The sequence below is a fragment of the Bradyrhizobium sp. JHI2711 genome (assembly GCF_056156565.1).
The window spans coordinates 825,569-841,945 of record NZ_JBPZPT010000003.1; the positions used below are offsets into that span (position 1 = coordinate 825,569).

14 protein-coding genes are annotated in these 16,377 nt (G+C 64.9%); 4 read left to right on the forward strand and 10 right to left on the reverse strand.

The window, feature by feature from the left end; all coding sequences use genetic code 11:
• Positions 1–45: 45 nt before the first annotated feature.
• The 5 genes from ACTEK7_RS26185 to ACTEK7_RS26205 form a co-directional block, all read right to left on the reverse strand.
• A complete protein-coding gene (locus tag ACTEK7_RS26185; RefSeq protein WP_225147215.1) occupies positions 46–738 on the reverse strand; it encodes a protease inhibitor Inh/omp19 family protein in 693 nt (230 codons plus the stop codon).
• On the reverse strand, positions 738–1,727 hold the full coding sequence (locus tag ACTEK7_RS26190) for a 2-hydroxyacid dehydrogenase (protein WP_057027479.1): 990 nt from the start codon (positions 1,725–1,727) through the stop codon (positions 738–740). Before ACTEK7_RS26190 ends, ACTEK7_RS26185 begins: the two co-directional genes overlap by 1 nt.
• Positions 1,727–2,545: an ABC transporter permease gene (locus ACTEK7_RS26195; RefSeq protein ID WP_057027478.1), complete on the reverse strand. Its 819-nt coding sequence runs from the start codon at positions 2,543–2,545 to the stop codon at positions 1,727–1,729. The genes ACTEK7_RS26190 and ACTEK7_RS26195 overlap by 1 nt, the downstream gene beginning before the upstream one ends.
• Positions 2,542–3,357, reverse strand: coding sequence for an ABC transporter ATP-binding protein (locus ACTEK7_RS26200; protein WP_225147380.1), 816 nt, complete (start codon positions 3,355–3,357; stop codon positions 2,542–2,544). The genes ACTEK7_RS26195 and ACTEK7_RS26200 overlap by 4 nt, the downstream gene beginning before the upstream one ends.
• 194 nt (positions 3,358–3,551) lie before the next feature.
• Complete coding sequence (locus ACTEK7_RS26205; RefSeq protein WP_036014224.1) at positions 3,552–4,574, reverse strand: ABC transporter substrate-binding protein; 1,023 nt, start codon at positions 4,572–4,574, stop codon at positions 3,552–3,554.
• A 153-nt stretch (positions 4,575–4,727) separates the two neighbouring features.
• Here ACTEK7_RS26205 and ACTEK7_RS26210 point away from each other — a divergent pair, with 153 nt between their 5' ends.
• The 3 genes from ACTEK7_RS26210 (at position 4,728) to ACTEK7_RS26220 (ending at position 8,311) form a co-directional block, all read left to right on the forward strand.
• The gene (locus ACTEK7_RS26210; RefSeq protein ID WP_225147214.1) at positions 4,728–5,534 is read left to right on the forward strand and encodes a creatininase family protein; all 807 of its coding nucleotides are present in this window, start codon (positions 4,728–4,730) and stop codon (positions 5,532–5,534) included.
• A 140-nt stretch (positions 5,535–5,674) separates the two neighbouring features.
• Positions 5,675–5,938 (forward strand): hypothetical protein, encoded by a 264-nt coding sequence (locus ACTEK7_RS26215; RefSeq protein ID WP_036014244.1) that lies wholly within the window; start codon positions 5,675–5,677, stop codon positions 5,936–5,938.
• 402 nt (positions 5,939–6,340) lie between these two features.
• The gene (locus ACTEK7_RS26220) at positions 6,341–8,311 is read left to right on the forward strand and encodes a carbohydrate porin (RefSeq protein WP_225148525.1); all 1,971 of its coding nucleotides are present in this window, start codon (positions 6,341–6,343) and stop codon (positions 8,309–8,311) included.
• A gap of 8 nt (positions 8,312–8,319) precedes the next feature.
• Here ACTEK7_RS26220 and ACTEK7_RS26225 read toward each other — a convergent pair whose 3' ends face one another.
• The gene (locus ACTEK7_RS26225) at positions 8,320–9,051 is read right to left on the reverse strand and encodes a sulfite exporter TauE/SafE family protein (protein WP_225148524.1); all 732 of its coding nucleotides are present in this window, start codon (positions 9,049–9,051) and stop codon (positions 8,320–8,322) included.
• 116 nt (positions 9,052–9,167) lie between these two features.
• A complete protein-coding gene (locus ACTEK7_RS26230; protein ID WP_225148523.1) occupies positions 9,168–11,243 on the reverse strand; it encodes a methyl-accepting chemotaxis protein in 2,076 nt (691 codons plus the stop codon).
• Between the two features lie 242 nt (positions 11,244–11,485).
• Here ACTEK7_RS26230 and ACTEK7_RS26235 point away from each other — a divergent pair, with 242 nt between their 5' ends.
• Positions 11,486–12,781, forward strand: a complete 1,296-nt coding sequence (locus ACTEK7_RS26235; protein ID WP_225148522.1) for a hemolysin family protein — start codon at positions 11,486–11,488, stop codon at positions 12,779–12,781.
• Between the two features lie 178 nt (positions 12,782–12,959).
• On the opposite strand, the gene ACTEK7_RS26240 is transcribed toward ACTEK7_RS26235, so the two are convergent.
• The 3 genes from ACTEK7_RS26240 to ACTEK7_RS26250 form a co-directional block, all read right to left on the reverse strand.
• Entirely contained in the window at positions 12,960–13,199 is a 240-nt protein-coding gene (locus ACTEK7_RS26240; RefSeq protein ID WP_036026401.1) for a PilZ domain-containing protein, read from the reverse strand.
• A 98-nt stretch (positions 13,200–13,297) separates the two neighbouring features.
• Positions 13,298–14,986: an FMN-binding glutamate synthase family protein gene (locus ACTEK7_RS26245; RefSeq protein ID WP_370129210.1), complete on the reverse strand. Its 1,689-nt coding sequence runs from the start codon at positions 14,984–14,986 to the stop codon at positions 13,298–13,300.
• A gap of 372 nt (positions 14,987–15,358) precedes the next feature.
• On the reverse strand, positions 15,359–16,132 hold the full coding sequence (locus ACTEK7_RS26250; protein WP_036014229.1) for a ferredoxin--NADP reductase: 774 nt from the start codon (positions 16,130–16,132) through the stop codon (positions 15,359–15,361).
• Between the last annotated feature and the right edge of the window lie 245 nt (positions 16,133–16,377).

Here is a 16,377-nt window from a genome sequence, read left to right on the forward strand (position 1 = left end):
GGCACGACCAAACGCCGCGCGGCCTTAGCGGTCTCGGCCCACGCCCTACTGCCGCAGCATGATCAGGGGATCGGCGGTGTCGGGGACGCGGCGCCACTGCGCGTTGTCGTCGGCCTCGAAGTGCCAGGCTTCGCCCGATTTCGACATCAGGATGATCTGGCCGCGCTCGAGGCGCCATTGCGTCGGGTTGAACTGCGCGATCGTGGCGTCGCATCTCGGCTTGAGGAAAACCTGGAAATTGTCCGCATCAGCCTCGGTGTTGGTCAGGGTCAGCCCGCACACCGGCTGCCCGTTGCGGCGCACCATCGACCAATCGCCGATCATCTGGTCCATTGACTTCGCCATCGAGCGCGCGGCGGCGAGATCCTGCAGGATGTAGACGCCCTCGCCCTGGCGCAGGCCCTCGAAGATGCCGGCCTCGACCTCGGTGAAGTCGATCACGGCTTCGCCGGTCGCATCCTGCAGGCGCACGATGTCGAGGCCCCTCACGCTCCAGGCCACGATGTCCTTGGTGAAGGGCAGCGCGGTCTTGCAGGACGGCTCCAGCTCCAGCTTGAAACCCTGGCCTGCGGCGTCAGCCTTCAGCGTGACGACGCAGGTCTTGCTGCGCTCGGTGGTCGAGAGCTCCCATTGTCCGGGCATCTGCTTCTTCAGGCTCGCCGCATCCTGCGCATGCGCGATGCCGATCGCGGCCAAGGAGGCCGCAACGACATATGCGAGAAGGCGACGAGCGATCATCAGCGTCCCTTGACCGGCGTTTCCGCAACCGGCGTCAGCGGCGCCTTGCCGGCGAACCAGGCCTTGAGATTGTCGACCACGAGCTGGTCCATGGCGTTGCGCGTCACCACCGAGGCCGAGCCGATATGCGGCAGCAGCACGACGTTCTGCATGGTCTTGAGCTCGTCGGGCACGTTCGGCTCGGCCGCGAACACGTCGAGCCCCGCGGCGAGAATGGTGCCTGATTTCAGCGCCTGGATCAGCGCCGGCTCGTCGATCACCGAGCCGCGGGCGACGTTGACCAGCACGCCGCGCGGGCCGAGCGCCTTGAGCACCTCTTCATTGATCATCTTGTTGGTGCTGGCACCGCCGGGCACGATCACAACAAGCGTGTCGACCGCTTTCGCCATCTCGATCAGGTCAGGATAGTGCTTGTACGAGACGTCCTTGGAGGGATTGCGGGAGTGGTAGACCACCGGCACCAGCGAGGCATCTAACCGGCGCGCGATGGCCTGGCCGATCCGGCCCATGCCGACGATGCCGACCTTGCGGTCGCGCAGCGAGCCGACGCTGAGCGGATAGTTCTGGGTCTGCCAGAGCCCGGAGCGGACATAGCGGTCGGCCTTGATGAACTCGCGCAAGGTGGAGATCAGAAGGCCCATCGCGACGTCGGCGACCTCCTCGGTCAAGACGTCGGGCGTGTTGGTCACGATAATGCCGTGCTCGGCCGCATATTTGGCATCGATGTGGTCGTAGCCGACGCCGAAGCTCGCCACCATCTCCAGCTTCGGCAGCTGCGACAGCGAGTCCTTGTCCGCACGCACGGTGTGGTAGGTCACCGCGACGCCGCGGATCTTGTCGCGGACCGCCGGCGTCAGCCGCTCGAGATCGCCGCGCGTCTCTGCCTTGTGCACGACGAAATGATCGGAAAACCCGTTCTCGAGGATCGGCCGCACCGGCCCATAGATCAGAAGGTCGATCTTTTCGGACGAAATCGAACCGGCAGCCATCAGTTTTCCTTTCCAAGCGCGCTCTCATGCCAGCGCCGTAAAACGAGGTGGGAAACTAGCGCCAGCACCCCATAGATGACAATCCCGGCCAGCGACAACAGAAGCAGCGCGGCGAACATGCGGGGTATGTTCAAGCGATAGCCTGACTCGGCGATCCTGTAGGCGAGCCCGGAGCCGGCGCCGGCCGTTCCGGCCGCGATCTCGGCCACGACCGCGCCGATCAGCGACAGGCCGCCGGCGATGCGCAGGCCGCCGAGGATGTAGGGCAGCGCCGCCGGCAGCTTGAGGAAGCGCAGGGTTTGCGGCTTCGATGCGCCATAGAGCTGGAACAGGCCGGCGAGGTTGCGGTCCACCGAGTTCAGCCCGAGCGTGGTGTTCGACAGCACCGGGAAGAAGGCGACGATGAAGGCGCAGACGACCACCGCGGTCTGCTGCTCCAGATAGATCAGCAAGAGCGGCGCGATCGCGATGACAGGCGTCACCTGCAGCACGATTGCATAGGGGAACAGCGAATATTCCACCCATTTCGACTGGTTGAACAGCAGCGCCAGTGCGATGCCGCCGATGCTGGCGGCGACAAAACCTTCGAGCGTGGTGACAAGCGTGGTCGCCAGCGATTGTGACAGCACCGCCCAGTCCTTGATCAGTGTCAGCACGATGACGGAGGGCGCCGGCAGCACGTAAGGCGGGATCTCCCTGATGCGGACCACGAGTTCCCAGGCAAAGAGGCCGGCTGCGAAGACGATGACGGGCAGCACGAAGCGCATCGCGCGTTGCGCGCCGGACGATTTTGCGGGCACGGGAGCTTGGGCGTTCATAGCGTCGACTGCCCCGAATAGGACGGCGCCAGCGCGGCCGACACGCGTCGGCAATAATCGGAATAGGCCGTCGAGGTGCGAAACTCCTCACCCCGCGGCTCGACCGTCTCGATGCGGATGTCGGCCTGGATGCGGCCGGGGCGCGCCGTCATGACGACGACGCGCTGCGACAGATAGACGGATTCGAACACCGAATGGGTGACGAAGATGACGGTCTTGCGTAAGCCTCGCCACAGCGCCAGCAGATCGTTGTTGAGGCGGAAGCGCGTGATCTCGTCGAGCGCGGCGAACGGCTCGTCCATCAGGAGGATATCGGGATCGGTGACAAGCGCACGCGCCAGCGACACCCGCATCTTCATGCCGCCGGAGAGCTCGCGCGGAAAGGCATCGGCGAAATCAGCAAGGCCGACGCTGGCCAGCGCCGCGTCGGCACGCGCGCGCCCCTCCGCCTTCGGCACGCCGCCGAGCTTCAGCGGCAGGCGCACGTTCTCGCGGACATTGGCCCAGGGCATCAGGGTCGGCTCCTGAAACACGAAGCCGATGCCGTGACCTGGCTGTGGCGCGCCCTCGTGCCGTGCCACTCGCACCGTGCCCGACGACGGCGCGCTGAGCTCGGCGATCAGCCGCAACACTGTCGACTTGCCGCAGCCGGAGGGTCCCAGCAGCGAGATGAACTCGCCCTTGCGGACGGCAAGGTCGAACGGGCCGAGCGCCATCACGCCGTTGTCGTAAGTTTTCGTCACGCCACGCAGGCTGACGGCGAGATGCGTCAGGCTGGCCTCGACGGCGGGCGCGGTTCTGCTCTCTGTCATCACGCGCTGAACATGGCGGGGCACGTCACCTCCCCCCAGCGGGGAGAGGTCGGCGCGCAGCGCCGGGTGAGGGGCCTCAGGTCCAACGAGGGAGCGTTACCCCTCACCCGCACCGCATCTGGCGATGCGATGCGACCTCTCCCGTCGGGAGAGGTGTAGAATGCCGAGCCACCTACGCCTGACCTCACCATGCGTTAGGGCTTGTTCGGGCGCAGCTCGACGCCGACGCCCTTGTTGACGAAGCGCAGCGTGTAGGATTTGCGGTAGTCGAGATCCGCCTTCACGACCCCAGCCTTGACCATCTTGTTGAAGAAGGAGGCATAGCGCTCGTCGCTCATTGCGCCGATGCCGTTCTTCAAGCTGTCGCCGGAATCGACGATGCCGTGCTCCTTCATCTTGACGACGGAATAGGCCAGGAGATCGTCGGTCATCTCCGGGTTGAGCTGCTTGATCAGGGCGTTGCCGGCGGAATTGTCCCGGTAGAGGTAATTGTACCAGCCGATCATGGAGGCATCGACGAAGCGCTGCACGAGGTCAGGCTTCTTCTCGACGATCTCGCGGCGGGTTTCGATCAGCGTCGAATAGGTGTTGAAGCCGTAATCAGCGAGCAGCAGCACATTGGGCTTGAAGCCGGCGGCCTTCTCCACCGCAAACGGCTCGGAGGTGACGTAACCCTGCATCGCGCTCTTCGGGTTGGCGATGAAGGGCTGCGGATTGAAATTATAGGGGCGGACGTTCTTGTCGCTGAAGCCGTATTCGGATTTCAGCCACTGGAAGTAGCTGGTCATGCCTTCCTTGGAGACGAACAGCGTCAGCGGCTTGAGGTCCTCGATCTTGGCGACCTTGGCGTCGGGCTGCGTCAGCATCACCTGCGGATCCTTCTGGAAAATCGCGGCGATGGTGATGACGGGAACGTTGTTGGCGACGGCATCGAACGACATCAGCGTGTTCGCGGCCATGAAGAAATCGATCTTGCCGGCGATCAGCAGCATCCGGTTGTTCTCGTTCGGGCCGCCAGGGACGATGGTGACGTCGAGGCCGTATTTCTTGTAGGTGCCGTCGGCGACCGCCTGGAAGAAGCCGCCATGCTCGGCCTCGGCGACCCAGTTGGTGCCGAAGGTGACCTTGTCGAGCGTTTGGGCGCGCGCCGGCGCAAAGGAGGCAAGAGCGGCCAACAAGCCCGCAACTAACGCTCGCCGCAGATGAAAGGGGGTCATATTGGCACTCCGTCGATCGTGGCTGGCCCAATCGCGACTGGTCCGGGTGAAGGCAACGCGATAGAACCGCATGACATCAGGGGATGCGAGCCGCCCGGGCCCGCATCCCCTCATACCGCAAATTACGTGACAAATTCGGGCAAGGAAACCTCGATGACGCCCTCCCGCGACTGGATCGACATCGACTGGGCTGATGCGAGCCCGGACGAGGCGTCGCGCTGGATCGCGGTGCTGCCGCTGGCGGCAACCGAGCAGCACGGCCCGCATCTGCCGCTGACGACGGACGTGCTGATCGCGGACGCCTACCTCGCACGTGTGCGCCAGCTGTTACCCACCAGCATTCCGGCGAGCTTCCTCCCGGTCGAACGGGTCGGGATTTCGACCGAACATATCGACTATCCGGGCACGCAGACGCTGCCGACTGAAATCGCGCTGAGGAAATGGGCAGCGATCGGCGCGGACGTTGCACGCCGGGGCGTGAGGAAGCTCGTCATCGTCACCAGCCATGGCGGCAACAGCGCGGCGATGATGCTGGTCGCGCAGGATCTGCGTGCGCATCACAAGCTGTTCGTGGTGACGACGTCGTGGTCGCGGCTCTCAGGCGCCGACAAATTGTTCCCGGCCGATGAAGTGCGGCACGGCATTCACGGTGGCGCGGTCGAGACCTCGATCATGCTGGCGCGCTATCCGGATCAGGTGCGCAAGGATGCGATCGCCGATTTTCCCGCGAGCAGCATCGCCATCGAGCAGCAATATCGCTGGCTGTCGACGCAGCGGCCGGCGCCGTTCGCCTGGCAGGCGCAGGATCTCAACACCAGCGGTGCCGTCGGCAACGCGACGCTGGCGCAGCCAGAGAAGGGCGAGCAGCTGCTCGATCAGGGCGCGACGGCGTTCTGCGAGCTGCTGGGTGAGGTCGATAACTTCGACGTGAACAGGCTTGCCAACGGTCCCCTCGGCTAGGGGGCATCTTCCTGGATTCATTCAGGAAAGATCTATTCTTCGCGAGCACGTTTGCAGTCTTCGAACCGGACGCGAGCAGCCTCCGTCCAACTGGGCACGCGGGCCACAACGGACCGCCTCAACCCCGGATGGAGTTTCACATGTCGATCAAGACAAAGATTGCCGCCGCAGCTCTCGCTGCTCTCACTGTTGCCGGCAGCATCGCATCCACCACCACCTCGGCCGAAGCCAAGCAGCCCGGCTGGGTCTGGGGAGTCGGTGCCGGCATCGCCACCGCCGCCGTCGTCGGCTCCGCGATCGCTGCCAGCAACGATCCCTATTACCACGGCTACCACCGCTGCGGCTGGGTCGCCCAGTACAACGCCTTCGGCCAGTACGTCGGCCGCGTTCGCACCTGCTACTGATCTGACTATCTGAGGCCGATCTCCACGTGGATCCCGCGTCCGACACGGGCGCCTCATCCACCCCGTGTCGTGCCCCCGACCCCGCCCGGCTGTCCCCCCGGGCGGGGTCATTCCGTTTTGGATTCCCGGATTTTGTTGCACCCGCGTCACACAGCAGTGCGAACTCTCCTCCCGCGACACCGCAACGTGAGTTGCTATTGCGAATTATTCGCAATAGGGCTTGTCGCAAGTTCAGGAGCTTGGGACGAAGTCGAGGCGAATCGAGACCATCCCGGCCGGTCGCCTCGAACGCGGAGGCCTGGTGACAGAATCGCCGCGACCCGGCAGGGATATCGCGGCGGGTGGGACACATTCGCGTTTGGGGGCGTGCGTTTGGCGTTGAGAAGTCACAGACACCGGTGCTTGCGAACGGCCGCGGCGATTGCCACGGGCGTGCTGGCTTTTCCGGCCGCCGGCCGCGCGGCCGATCTGCCGCTGAAGGAGCCGGCCTTGAGAGCGGTCTATGACTGGACCGGTCTCTATATCGGCGCGCATGCCGGCTACAGCCGCGGCTCGTCGCGCTTCGCGCTGAACGACGGCACCGCACTCGGCGACAGCGGCGTCTTCAGCGGCATGATCGGCGGCGTGCAGGCGGGCTACAATTACCGCCTCAACTCCGGCTGGCTGGTCGGCGTCGAAGGCGATTTTACGTTTCCCAACTACATCACCTCGAACTCGATCGTCTCGTTCCTGGCAACGCCCGCCAACACCGTCACCCAGCAATGGGACTACGCCGCGAGCGTGCGCGGCCGCGTCGGCTACACCAGCGGTCCCTGGCTCATCTATGCCACCGGCGGCTTCGCCTGGATGGGCGAGCGCTATTTCGACGCGCCGGCCTCCGGCGCCGAAATCCCGAAGATCCTGAACACGCGGCCCGGCTGGGTCGCAGGCGCCGGCCTCGAATACGCCTTCGCGCCGCATTGGAGCGCGCGGCTCGAATATCTCTACAGCCGCTTCGACGGCGCCAACGTCGCCTTCTCCACGGGCGCGCAATACACGTCCTCGTCGCTCGACTTCCAGCAGGTCAGGCTCGGCCTCAACCGCAAGGTCGATTGGCCGGGCCTGCCTAGCTATGATCCGAAGAGCTCACTGATCGACACCGAATCGGACCGCTGGGAGATTCACGGCCAGACCACTTATCTTCCGCAAGGCTATCCATCCTTTCCCGCGCTCTATACCGGGCCGAACTCGCTGTCGCCATCGCGGCAGGCCAAAGCGACCTGGAGCAACAGCCTGTTCCTGAACGCGCGGCTGTGGGACGGCGGCGAGGTCTATTACAATCCCGAGCTGCTGCAGGGATTTGGACTGAACGACACGGTCGGTGCGGCCGGATTTCCGAACGGCGAGGCGCAGAAGTCGAACTTCCCCTATCCGCACTACAACACCTCGCGCCTGTTCGTGCGCCAGACGTTTGGATTCGGCGGCGAGCAGGAGGAACTGGCGAGCGGTCAGCTGCAGCTGGGGCAGAAGGTCGCCGTGTCGCGCCTGACGATTCAGGCCGGCAAGTTTCCGGTGATCGACGTGTTCGACGGCAATGCCTACGCCAAGGATACGCGCCGGGATTTCATGAACTGGTCGATCTGGGCGCCCGGCGCCTTCGACTATTCCGCCGACAAGGTCGGTCTCACCTACGGCGTCACCGCCGAGCTCAACCAGAAGCAATGGGCGCTACGCGGCGGCTATTTCCTGATGGTCTCCGAGTCCAACGCCAATCACTTCGACACCAGGGTCGGGGAGCGCGGTCAATATTTGCTCGAGCTCGAGACGCGCTTCTCGCTGTTCGGCCGACCGGGCAAGCTCAGGACCATCGGCTGGCTCGATCGCGCCAACATGGGCAGCTTCCGCGAGACGCTGGACAATCCCGCGCTCAATCTCGACATCGCGCAGACCCGCCGCGGCCGCCTGAAGTACGGCTACGTGCTCAACCTCGAGCAGGCCATCACCGACGACGTCGGGCTGTTCGGCCGCTGGAGCTGGAACGACGGCAAGACCGAAACGCTGGCCTTCACCGACATTCATCGCAGCCTGTCCGGCGGCGTTTCGATCAAGGGCACGACTTGGGGCCGACCCGACGACGTGATCGGCGTCGGCGGCGCGATCAATGCGATCTCGCAGGATTATCGCGACTTCCTCGCCGCCGGCGGCCTCGGTGTGCTGGTCGGCGACGGCGCGCTGAACTACCGCAAGGAACGTATCCTCGAAACCTATTACGCCTATGCGGTGAACAAGAACATCACCCTCACCACCGACTACCAGCTCATCGTCAACCCCGCCTACAATGCCGACCGCGGACCGATATCGGTGTTTTCGGGGCGGTTGCACGGGGAGTTCTGAGCTGCGGCTCAGAACAGAAGCGTCACACCCGAGACGAACAGCAGCGCCAGCACGATCTTGCGGAACGTGGCCTCGTCGATCCGGCCGAACAGTTTCAGCCCGAGCCACGTTCCGGCGAACAGAAACGGCAGGCCGAGCGCGAACAGCTTCGCGGTGTCTGATGTGAGCGATCCCTTGGCACCGAGCCAGAACGCCGCCATGGCGAATACCACGACAGCGACCGGTTGGAACGTGGCGCGCTGCGCGTCCTTGGGCAGGCCGCGCAAATTGCACCAGATGGTGACGAGGATGCCGGCAAGGCCCGTGAGCCCGCCAAGCAGGCCGTTGACGAAGCCAACCGCCATGTCGGCGGCCGGCGGCATGACGGCCGCGAGTTTGAGCTGCGGCCGGAAGAATGCATAGAGGCTATAGGCGATCAGGATGGCACCGACCGCGATGCGAACACTGTTGGGATCAGCCCAGGTCAGGAGCGACACCCCGGCCGGCACACCGATGATTGCACCGACGATGAAGGGCCACAGCCGGCGCCAGTCGAGGGCGCTGCGCAGCTTCCAGACCGAATAGCCCTGCACCAGAAGGCCGAAGCCGACGATCAGGCTGGCACTCTGAAGCGGTGTCAGCACGTAGAGCCACAACGATGCCGCGACCAGGCCGAAGGCGAAGCCGGAGAGGCCGGCGACGAACGCGCCGGCGAAGGTGGCCAACAGAAAAAGCGGAAGCTCGATTGCGATCCCGTCCATTGCTCGCTCCACGGATAAGCGAGCAGCGCTTGCGTGGGATCACCACTTCACGGGGAGGCTGCGACATCCCCGGGATGCAAGTCTAGGTGAAGCGACCTTCTTGCACAATGACCTTGTTATGCCGCGCGGATCGCATCGAGGAATTTTCCGACCTCGGTCTTGAGCCGGCTGCTTTCGCCCGAGAGCGACCTTGCCGATGCGAGCACGTTGGAGGAGGCCGATCCGGTTTGGCTCGCGCCGCGCTGCACGTCGACGATGCTGGCGGAGACCTGCTGGGTGCCGCGCGCGGCCTGCTGCACGTTGCGGGAAATCTCCCGCGTCGCTGCGCCCTGCTCCTCGACCGCCGCGGCGATTGCGGACGCGATCTCGGACATGCGGGAGATGGTATCGCCGATCGATTTGATGGCGCCGACGGAGTCCTCCGTCGCCGTCTGGATGCCCGAGATCTGCTGGCTGATCTCGCCGGTGGCCTTGGCGGTCTGCTCGGCCAGCGCCTTGACCTCGGACGCGACGACGGCGAAGCCGCGACCGGCCTCGCCGGCGCGCGCCGCCTCGATGGTGGCGTTGAGCGCCAGAAGGTTGGTCTGGCCGGCGATCTGGCTGATGAGCTCGACGACGTCGCCGATCCGCCCCGCAGCCCTGGCGAGCTCGCCGACATGCTCGTTGGTCCGCCCGGCCTGCTGCACGGCCTCGCCGGCGATGCGCGCGGAATCCTGAACCTGACGGCTGATCTCGTCGACCGACGAGGCCATCTCCTCGGCCGCGGCGGCAACGGTCTGCACGTTGGTGGAGGCCTGCTCGGATGCGGCCGCAACAGTCGCCGTGACCTTTTCCGATTGCTCGGCCGTGCTCGTCAGCGTTCCCGCGGAGACTTCCAGCTCCGAGGATGCCGACGAGACGGTGTTGATGACGTCGCCGATCATGGCTTCGAACTCGCGCGCGATCTGATCCATGCGCTGGCTGCGCTTCAGCTTCGCTTCCGCCTCGATCGCGGCCGCCTCGTCGGCGGACTTCTTGGCGAGCAGCGAATCCTTGAAATGCTGGAGCGAGCCGGCGACCTGGCCGATCTCGTCGCTGCGGCCCGTCGCGGGAATCTCGACCTCGTGCTGCCCGGCGGCGAGCGCTCCGATCACGTCGGCGATCCGGCCGAGCGGCGTCACCACGCGCCTGCGCAGCATGATGGTCACGCCACCGAGCGTGCCGAGCAGGGCCAGCACGGCGACGCCGGCGAGCGCGAGCATCGCCAACGCGCCGTCGCGAGCGGCCGAGGCGCGCTCGGCGGCTTCCGCCAGCGCAGCGTCGCGCACGCCGTAGAACATCTGGATGGCCGGCACGATGATCTTCGCCAGCTCGTCGGCGGTGCCGGCGTACTTACCGTCAGTCCGTGCTGCAGGAATCTCCTTGTCCACGGCAACCGCGGCTTTTCCAAAATAGGATTCCGTAGCCGCCTTCAGTGCGGTGGCGATGCGGACGGGATTTTCGAGCTGTTCGAGACCGGCCTCGATGCGCTCGCGATCGACCTCCACGCGCCCCTGCATGCGATCCATCAGCGACAGTTCGGCCGCGGTGAGCGGACGGCGCGCAGTGAGCGCCGGGGACAGCGTGGCCGCGCGGCTGCCGGCCGAAACGCGCAGATCCTGCGCCGTCCGCGCCAGGTTCAACAGCGCCGCAAGCGAGGAATCGGCGTTGATGACCTTCGCCTCGAGCTTGTTCATGACCGGTTCGATGTGGCCGATGACCTCGGCAACGCCGGGGAGGAATCCCTTGGTCGCGGCGCCGTCGCGCGCCGCCAGCGGAACGCTCATCGCGCGATCGGCCGCCGTGGTGACTTCCTTCAGCCGCCGCGCGGCACGGTCAAGATTCTCGGCGATGGCGCCGCCGCCGTCCAGCACCATGACGGCGCGCCTCGCGGCCTCGAAGCCCTCCTCGGCCGTTTTCGCGGCCTTCGCGGCAACTTCGAGCTGCGCCTGCGTTGCAGCGCCTTCCTGGAAGATCGGTCCGATATAGGGAGCGCGAAGGCTGGCGACGTGCTGGTTGGCCAGCAGCGTCGCGCCAAATGCCTCCACCGTCTTGATCGCATCGGAGCGATCGGTGAAGATGCGCGCCTGCGGTATTAGCACCTCGGCGCCGAGGATGACTGCAAACACCGTCACCGTCAGCATCGACAGCGCGAAAAGCTTTCCGATCCGCATCCTCAGGTCCCCGGGTCTATTCTTGCAAGGGCAAAAGCTAGCGGGCGGCCACTAAGGGCTCGTTAAGCAACGATCCGTAGTTCCGCGGGGTGTCAAGTCGTCGCGGACGCCTTTGGGAACGCCGTCGCGCACGGGTTCCCTTTCGGCGACGAATAAGCAGAATCGCCAGCACTTCCGCACTGAATACCTATATCAGTGGCTTGCCGGCAGCCCGGCCACACTTGCTTACCTCCGGAACGTCAATGCTTTCGCTCGAACTCGCCATCGTCGTCGTCCTGATCGTCATCAACGGCCTGCTCTCCATGTCGGAGCTGGCCGTGGTGTCATCGCGCCCAGCGCGGCTGTCGCTGCTCGCGGCCAAGGGCGTGCGCGGCGCCGAGCGGGCGCTGACGCTGGCGGCCGATCCCGGCAAGTTCCTCTCGACGGTGCAGATCGGCATCACGCTGGTCGGTGTGCTCTCCGGCGCGTTCTCGGGCGCGACGCTCGGGCAGCGGCTGACGCAATGGCTGCTCGAGCTCGGCCTGTCCCCAGGTATTGCCGACATCGTCGGCGTCGGCATCGTGGTCACGCTCATCACCTACGGTACCTTGATCGTCGGCGAGCTGGTGCCGAAGCAGGTGGCGCTGCGCGACCCCGAGAGCATCGCGGTGCGGGTCGCGCCGGCGATGCACGCGCTCGCGAAAATATCGCTGCCGCTCGTGTTTCTGCTCGACGTCTCCGGCAAGCTGATCCTCACGCTGCTCGGCCGCGGCGGCAAGGCCGAGGAGAAAGTCTCGGAGGACGAGATCCATCACCTCGTCAGCGAGGCCGAGAGCGCAGGCGTGCTCGAGCCCGGCGAGAAGGAGATGATCGCCGGCGTGATGCGGCTAGGCGACCGGCCGGTCGGCGCGGTCATGACGCCGCGCACCGAGGTCGACGAGATCGACCTGAACGACGATCCCGCCGCCATCCAGGACATCATCGCCAAGAGCCCGCATTCGCGCTTTCCCGTCTCCGACGGCGACCGCGACAAGCCGATCGGCGTGCTGCAGGCCAAGGATTTGCTGATCGCCTATATGAACGAACGCAGCCCGGACCTGCGCGCGCTCGTGCGCGAGGCGCCCGGCATCCCGGTGTCGGCAGATGCGCGCGACGTGCTGACCATCCTGAAAGCGGCCCCGGTTCACGTCGGGCTCGTCTACGACGAATACGGCGCCTTCGAAGGCATGGTGACCGCCGCCGACATCCTCTACTCGATCGTCGGCGCCTTTCATTCCGAGGAGGGACCGCCCGAGCCGGCCTTCATCAGGCGCGACGACGATTCGCTGCTGATCTCCGGCTGGATGCCGGTCGACGAGTTCGGCGAACTGCTCGGCATCGATCTGCCGCCGCATCGCTACAACACGGTCGCAGGCCTCGTGCTGCAACAATTCAACATGCTGCCCAATGTCGGCGATGCCTTCGACTTCGGCGGCTGGCACATCGAGGTGGTCGACCTCGACGGGCGGAGGATCGACAAGATCTTGGCGAGCCGATTGACTGAGGTCGAGACGGGGTAGCAGGTGACGGCGCACCCGCTTTTCCTTCTCCCCTTGTGGGAGAAGGTGGCGCGAAGCGCCGGATGAGGGGTTGTCTCCGCACATTCAATCGAAAATTGGATTCGCGGATAGAACCCCTCACCCGTCTCGCCGCTACGCGGCGAGCCACCCTCTCCCACAAGGGGAGAGGGAAACATCATCACCCGAACCTGACCCCGATCCGCTTTTCCTTGCGCCAGACCACCGTGCAGGTCCGATGCGTGCCGTCGGGCTGGACGAACAGGGTGAAATGATCGGGAATGCCGACGGGGCTGGCGACGTCGAGTGCGGCGCCGGTATCGGAGAGATTGCGGACGGTGCAGTCGATCGCGCCGCCGCCGAACTCGATCGTTCCGGCCTTCAGCACGCGATGTCGGGCCTTGTCGCGTCGCTCGTCCATGGGGCGAATCTACACCCAAAGTTGAACCAGCCGTTAAACCCTACCCTCCGCTCTCGGCAATTTGAGGTCCCTGGCCTACGGCAGCCGCAGCCCGCATCTTACAACGCCGGCTGGAACGTCTCGGCGCGCGCCATCTGCCAGGCGTCGCGGAACCGCGGGTCTTCCGTGCCTTCGAGCAGCTCGCCCGGACGCAGCGCCGGATAGAGCTGCGCGAACGACTTCACCTGGGTCGTCGACGTCCGTTGGCTGAAATGGATCGGCCGCAGCTGCTGCGGATGTTCGAGCCCGGCCGCGGCGATCAGCTCGGTCAGCGAGTGCAGCGTGGCGTGGTGATAATTGTGCACGCGGTCGATCTTGAGCGGCACGTAGAGCGCGCGCGCCCGCGTCGGGTCCTGCGTCGCCACGCCGGTCGGGCAGCGGTCGGTGTGGCAGCTCAACGACTGGATGCAGCCGAGCGAGAACATGAAGCCGCGCGCCGAATTGCACCAATCGGCGCCGATCGCCATGGCGCGCGCCATGTCGAAGGCGGTCGCGATCTTGCCGGAGGCGCCGATCTTGATGCGGTCGCGCGCATTGATGCCGACCAGCGCGTTGTGGACGAAATTGACGCCCTCGCGCATCGGCATCCCCAGATGATCCATGAACTCAAGCGGCGCGGCACCGGTGCCGCCCTCATTGCCGTCGACGACGATGAAATCAGGATAGATTCCGGTCTGCAGCATCGCCTTGCAGATCGCCAGGAACTCCCAGGGATGGCCGATGCAGAGCTTGAAGCCGGCCGGCTTGCCGCCCGAAAGGCGGCGCATCTCGGCGATGAACTGCATCATGCCCACGGGCGTCGAGAAGGCGCGGTGCGAGGCCGGCGAGATGCAGTCCTCGCCCATGGCGACGCCGCGGATCTTGGAGATCTCCTCGGAGACCTTGGCCGCCGGCAGCACGCCGCCATGGCCGGGCTTGGCACCCTGGCTGACCTTGAGCTCGACCATCTTGATCTGGTCGTCGCCGGCGACGCGCGCGAACGCTTCGGGATCGAAGCTGCCGTCGAGATGACGGCAGCCGAAATAGCCCGAGCCGATCTCCCAGATGATGTCGCCGCCCATCTCGCGGTGATAGGGGCTGACGCCGCCCTCGCCGGTGTCGTGGGCGAAACCACCCTTTTTGGCGCCGGCATTCAGCGCGCGCACGGCGTTGGGGCTGAGCGCGCCAAAACTCATCGCCGAGATGTTGAACACCGACGCCGAATAGGGCTTTGCGCAGTCCGGCCCACCGATCACCACACGGAATTTCTCCGTGGCATGCGCCTTCGGCGAGACCGAGTGATGCATCCACTCATAGCCCTCGCGATAGACGTCCTCCTGTGTGCCGAAAGGACGCTTGTCGAGCTCCATCTTGGCGCGCTGATAGACCACCGCGCGGGTGTCGCGCGAGAACGGCATGCCGTCCTTCTCGCTCTCGAAGAAATATTGCCGCATCTCGGGGCGAATCTCTTCGAGCAGGAAGCGGATATGCGCCGAAATCGGGTAGTTGCGCAGCACCGCGTGGCTCTTCTGCAGAAGATCGCGGACGCCGAGCAGGGTCAGCGCGCCGAAGATCAGGATCGGAATCAGCAGGATGTCGAAGATCTTGCCGTCGGAGATGCCGATGCCGATCAGGAGCGCGGTGACCACCGCGCAGATCGTCAGCACGATGAAGCGCGGCGAGAAGGGCAGCAGCAGGGTTTCCATGATCCCCTCCTCCGCCAGCGGCAGGCGTTTCGGGGATGCATGCGTCTTGTTGTCGTCGGCCACGATTCCGATCCTCTCGCCAGCAGAAGGCGTCACGATACGCCCGCGCCTGTCATACGGATATGACGCCGCCCTTGTTTCAGGCTAGCGAATTCGGCCGAGACAAATCAATCAGCCGGATGGACGGATTTTGCGGTGCAGCAGAGGGAGGAGGCGACAGCCGCCACTGAAACTCAGTTGTCGTCCCGGGCAAGCGTCAGCGCAGACCCGGGATCCATAACCACGGGATTACGTGGTGAAAGAAAGCTGTCACTCCGAGCCGTCGCATAACCACGTCCTGTGGCTATGGGTCCCGGATCGGCGCGCGCTTGGGGCGCGCTTGTCCGGGAGGACGAGTGAGTGTGGCGCGCGATCGCGCCACTTCCTCAGCAAAACTCAGCGCTCGACGAAGGCCTTCTCGATCACGAAATGGCCGGGCTTGTTGCCGCTTCCTTCGACGAAGTCGCGGCTCTCGAACATCTGCTTCAGCTCTTCCAGCATCGCCGGGCTGCCGCACATCATGATGCGGTCGGTTGCGATGTCGAGCGGGCCCTGCCCGATGTCGTTGAAGATCTGCTCGGAGCTGATGAGGTCGGTGATGCGGCCGCGATTCCGGAACGGCTCGCGGGTCACGGTCGGATAATAGACGAGCTTATCCGCGAGCAGCTCGCCGAACAGCTCATCCTCGCGCAGGGTCGCGACCAGCTTCTCGCCATAGGCGAGCTCGGAGACCTGACGGCAGCCATGCACCAGCACGATGGACTCGAACTGGTCGTAGACCTCGGGGTCCTTGATCAGGCTGGCGAAGGGCGCAAGGCCGGTGCCGGTCGAGAGCAGCATCAGCCGCTTGCCGGGAAGCAGGTTGTCGGTGATCAGCGTGCCGGTCGCCTTGCGGCCGACCAGGATGGTGTCGCCTTCCTTGATCTTCTGCAGGCGCGAGGTCAACGGACCGTCCTGCACCTTGATCGAGAAGAACTCGAGTTCTTCCTCGTGGTTGGCGCTCGCCATGCTGTAGGCCCGCAGCAGCGGCCGGCCATCGACCTCGAGGCCGATCATGGCGAACTGGCCGTTCTGGAACCGGAAGCCGGTATCGCGGGTGGCGCGGAAGCTGAACAGCGTGTCGGTCCAGTGGTGGACGGAAAGAACCTTCTCTCGGTAAAACGCGCTCATGATTTTCGATATTCCGAATAACTGCGGTTTTAGGGCAAAAGCGTTGCCCGGCCCTGAAATCGGGGCGGCACCATTTGCCATGGCGGAGGATTTCGCGTGTGTGATCTACGCCATTGAGACCAATAATCAACCTCGTTTCGGATGCAATTGATGCCGGTCAAACCGGCATTTGCGGCAGAACTGGTCACATCATTAAGGAATCTGCTGCCTGGCGCGCGCGGAGGATAATATCTTTTCCCTCCCGG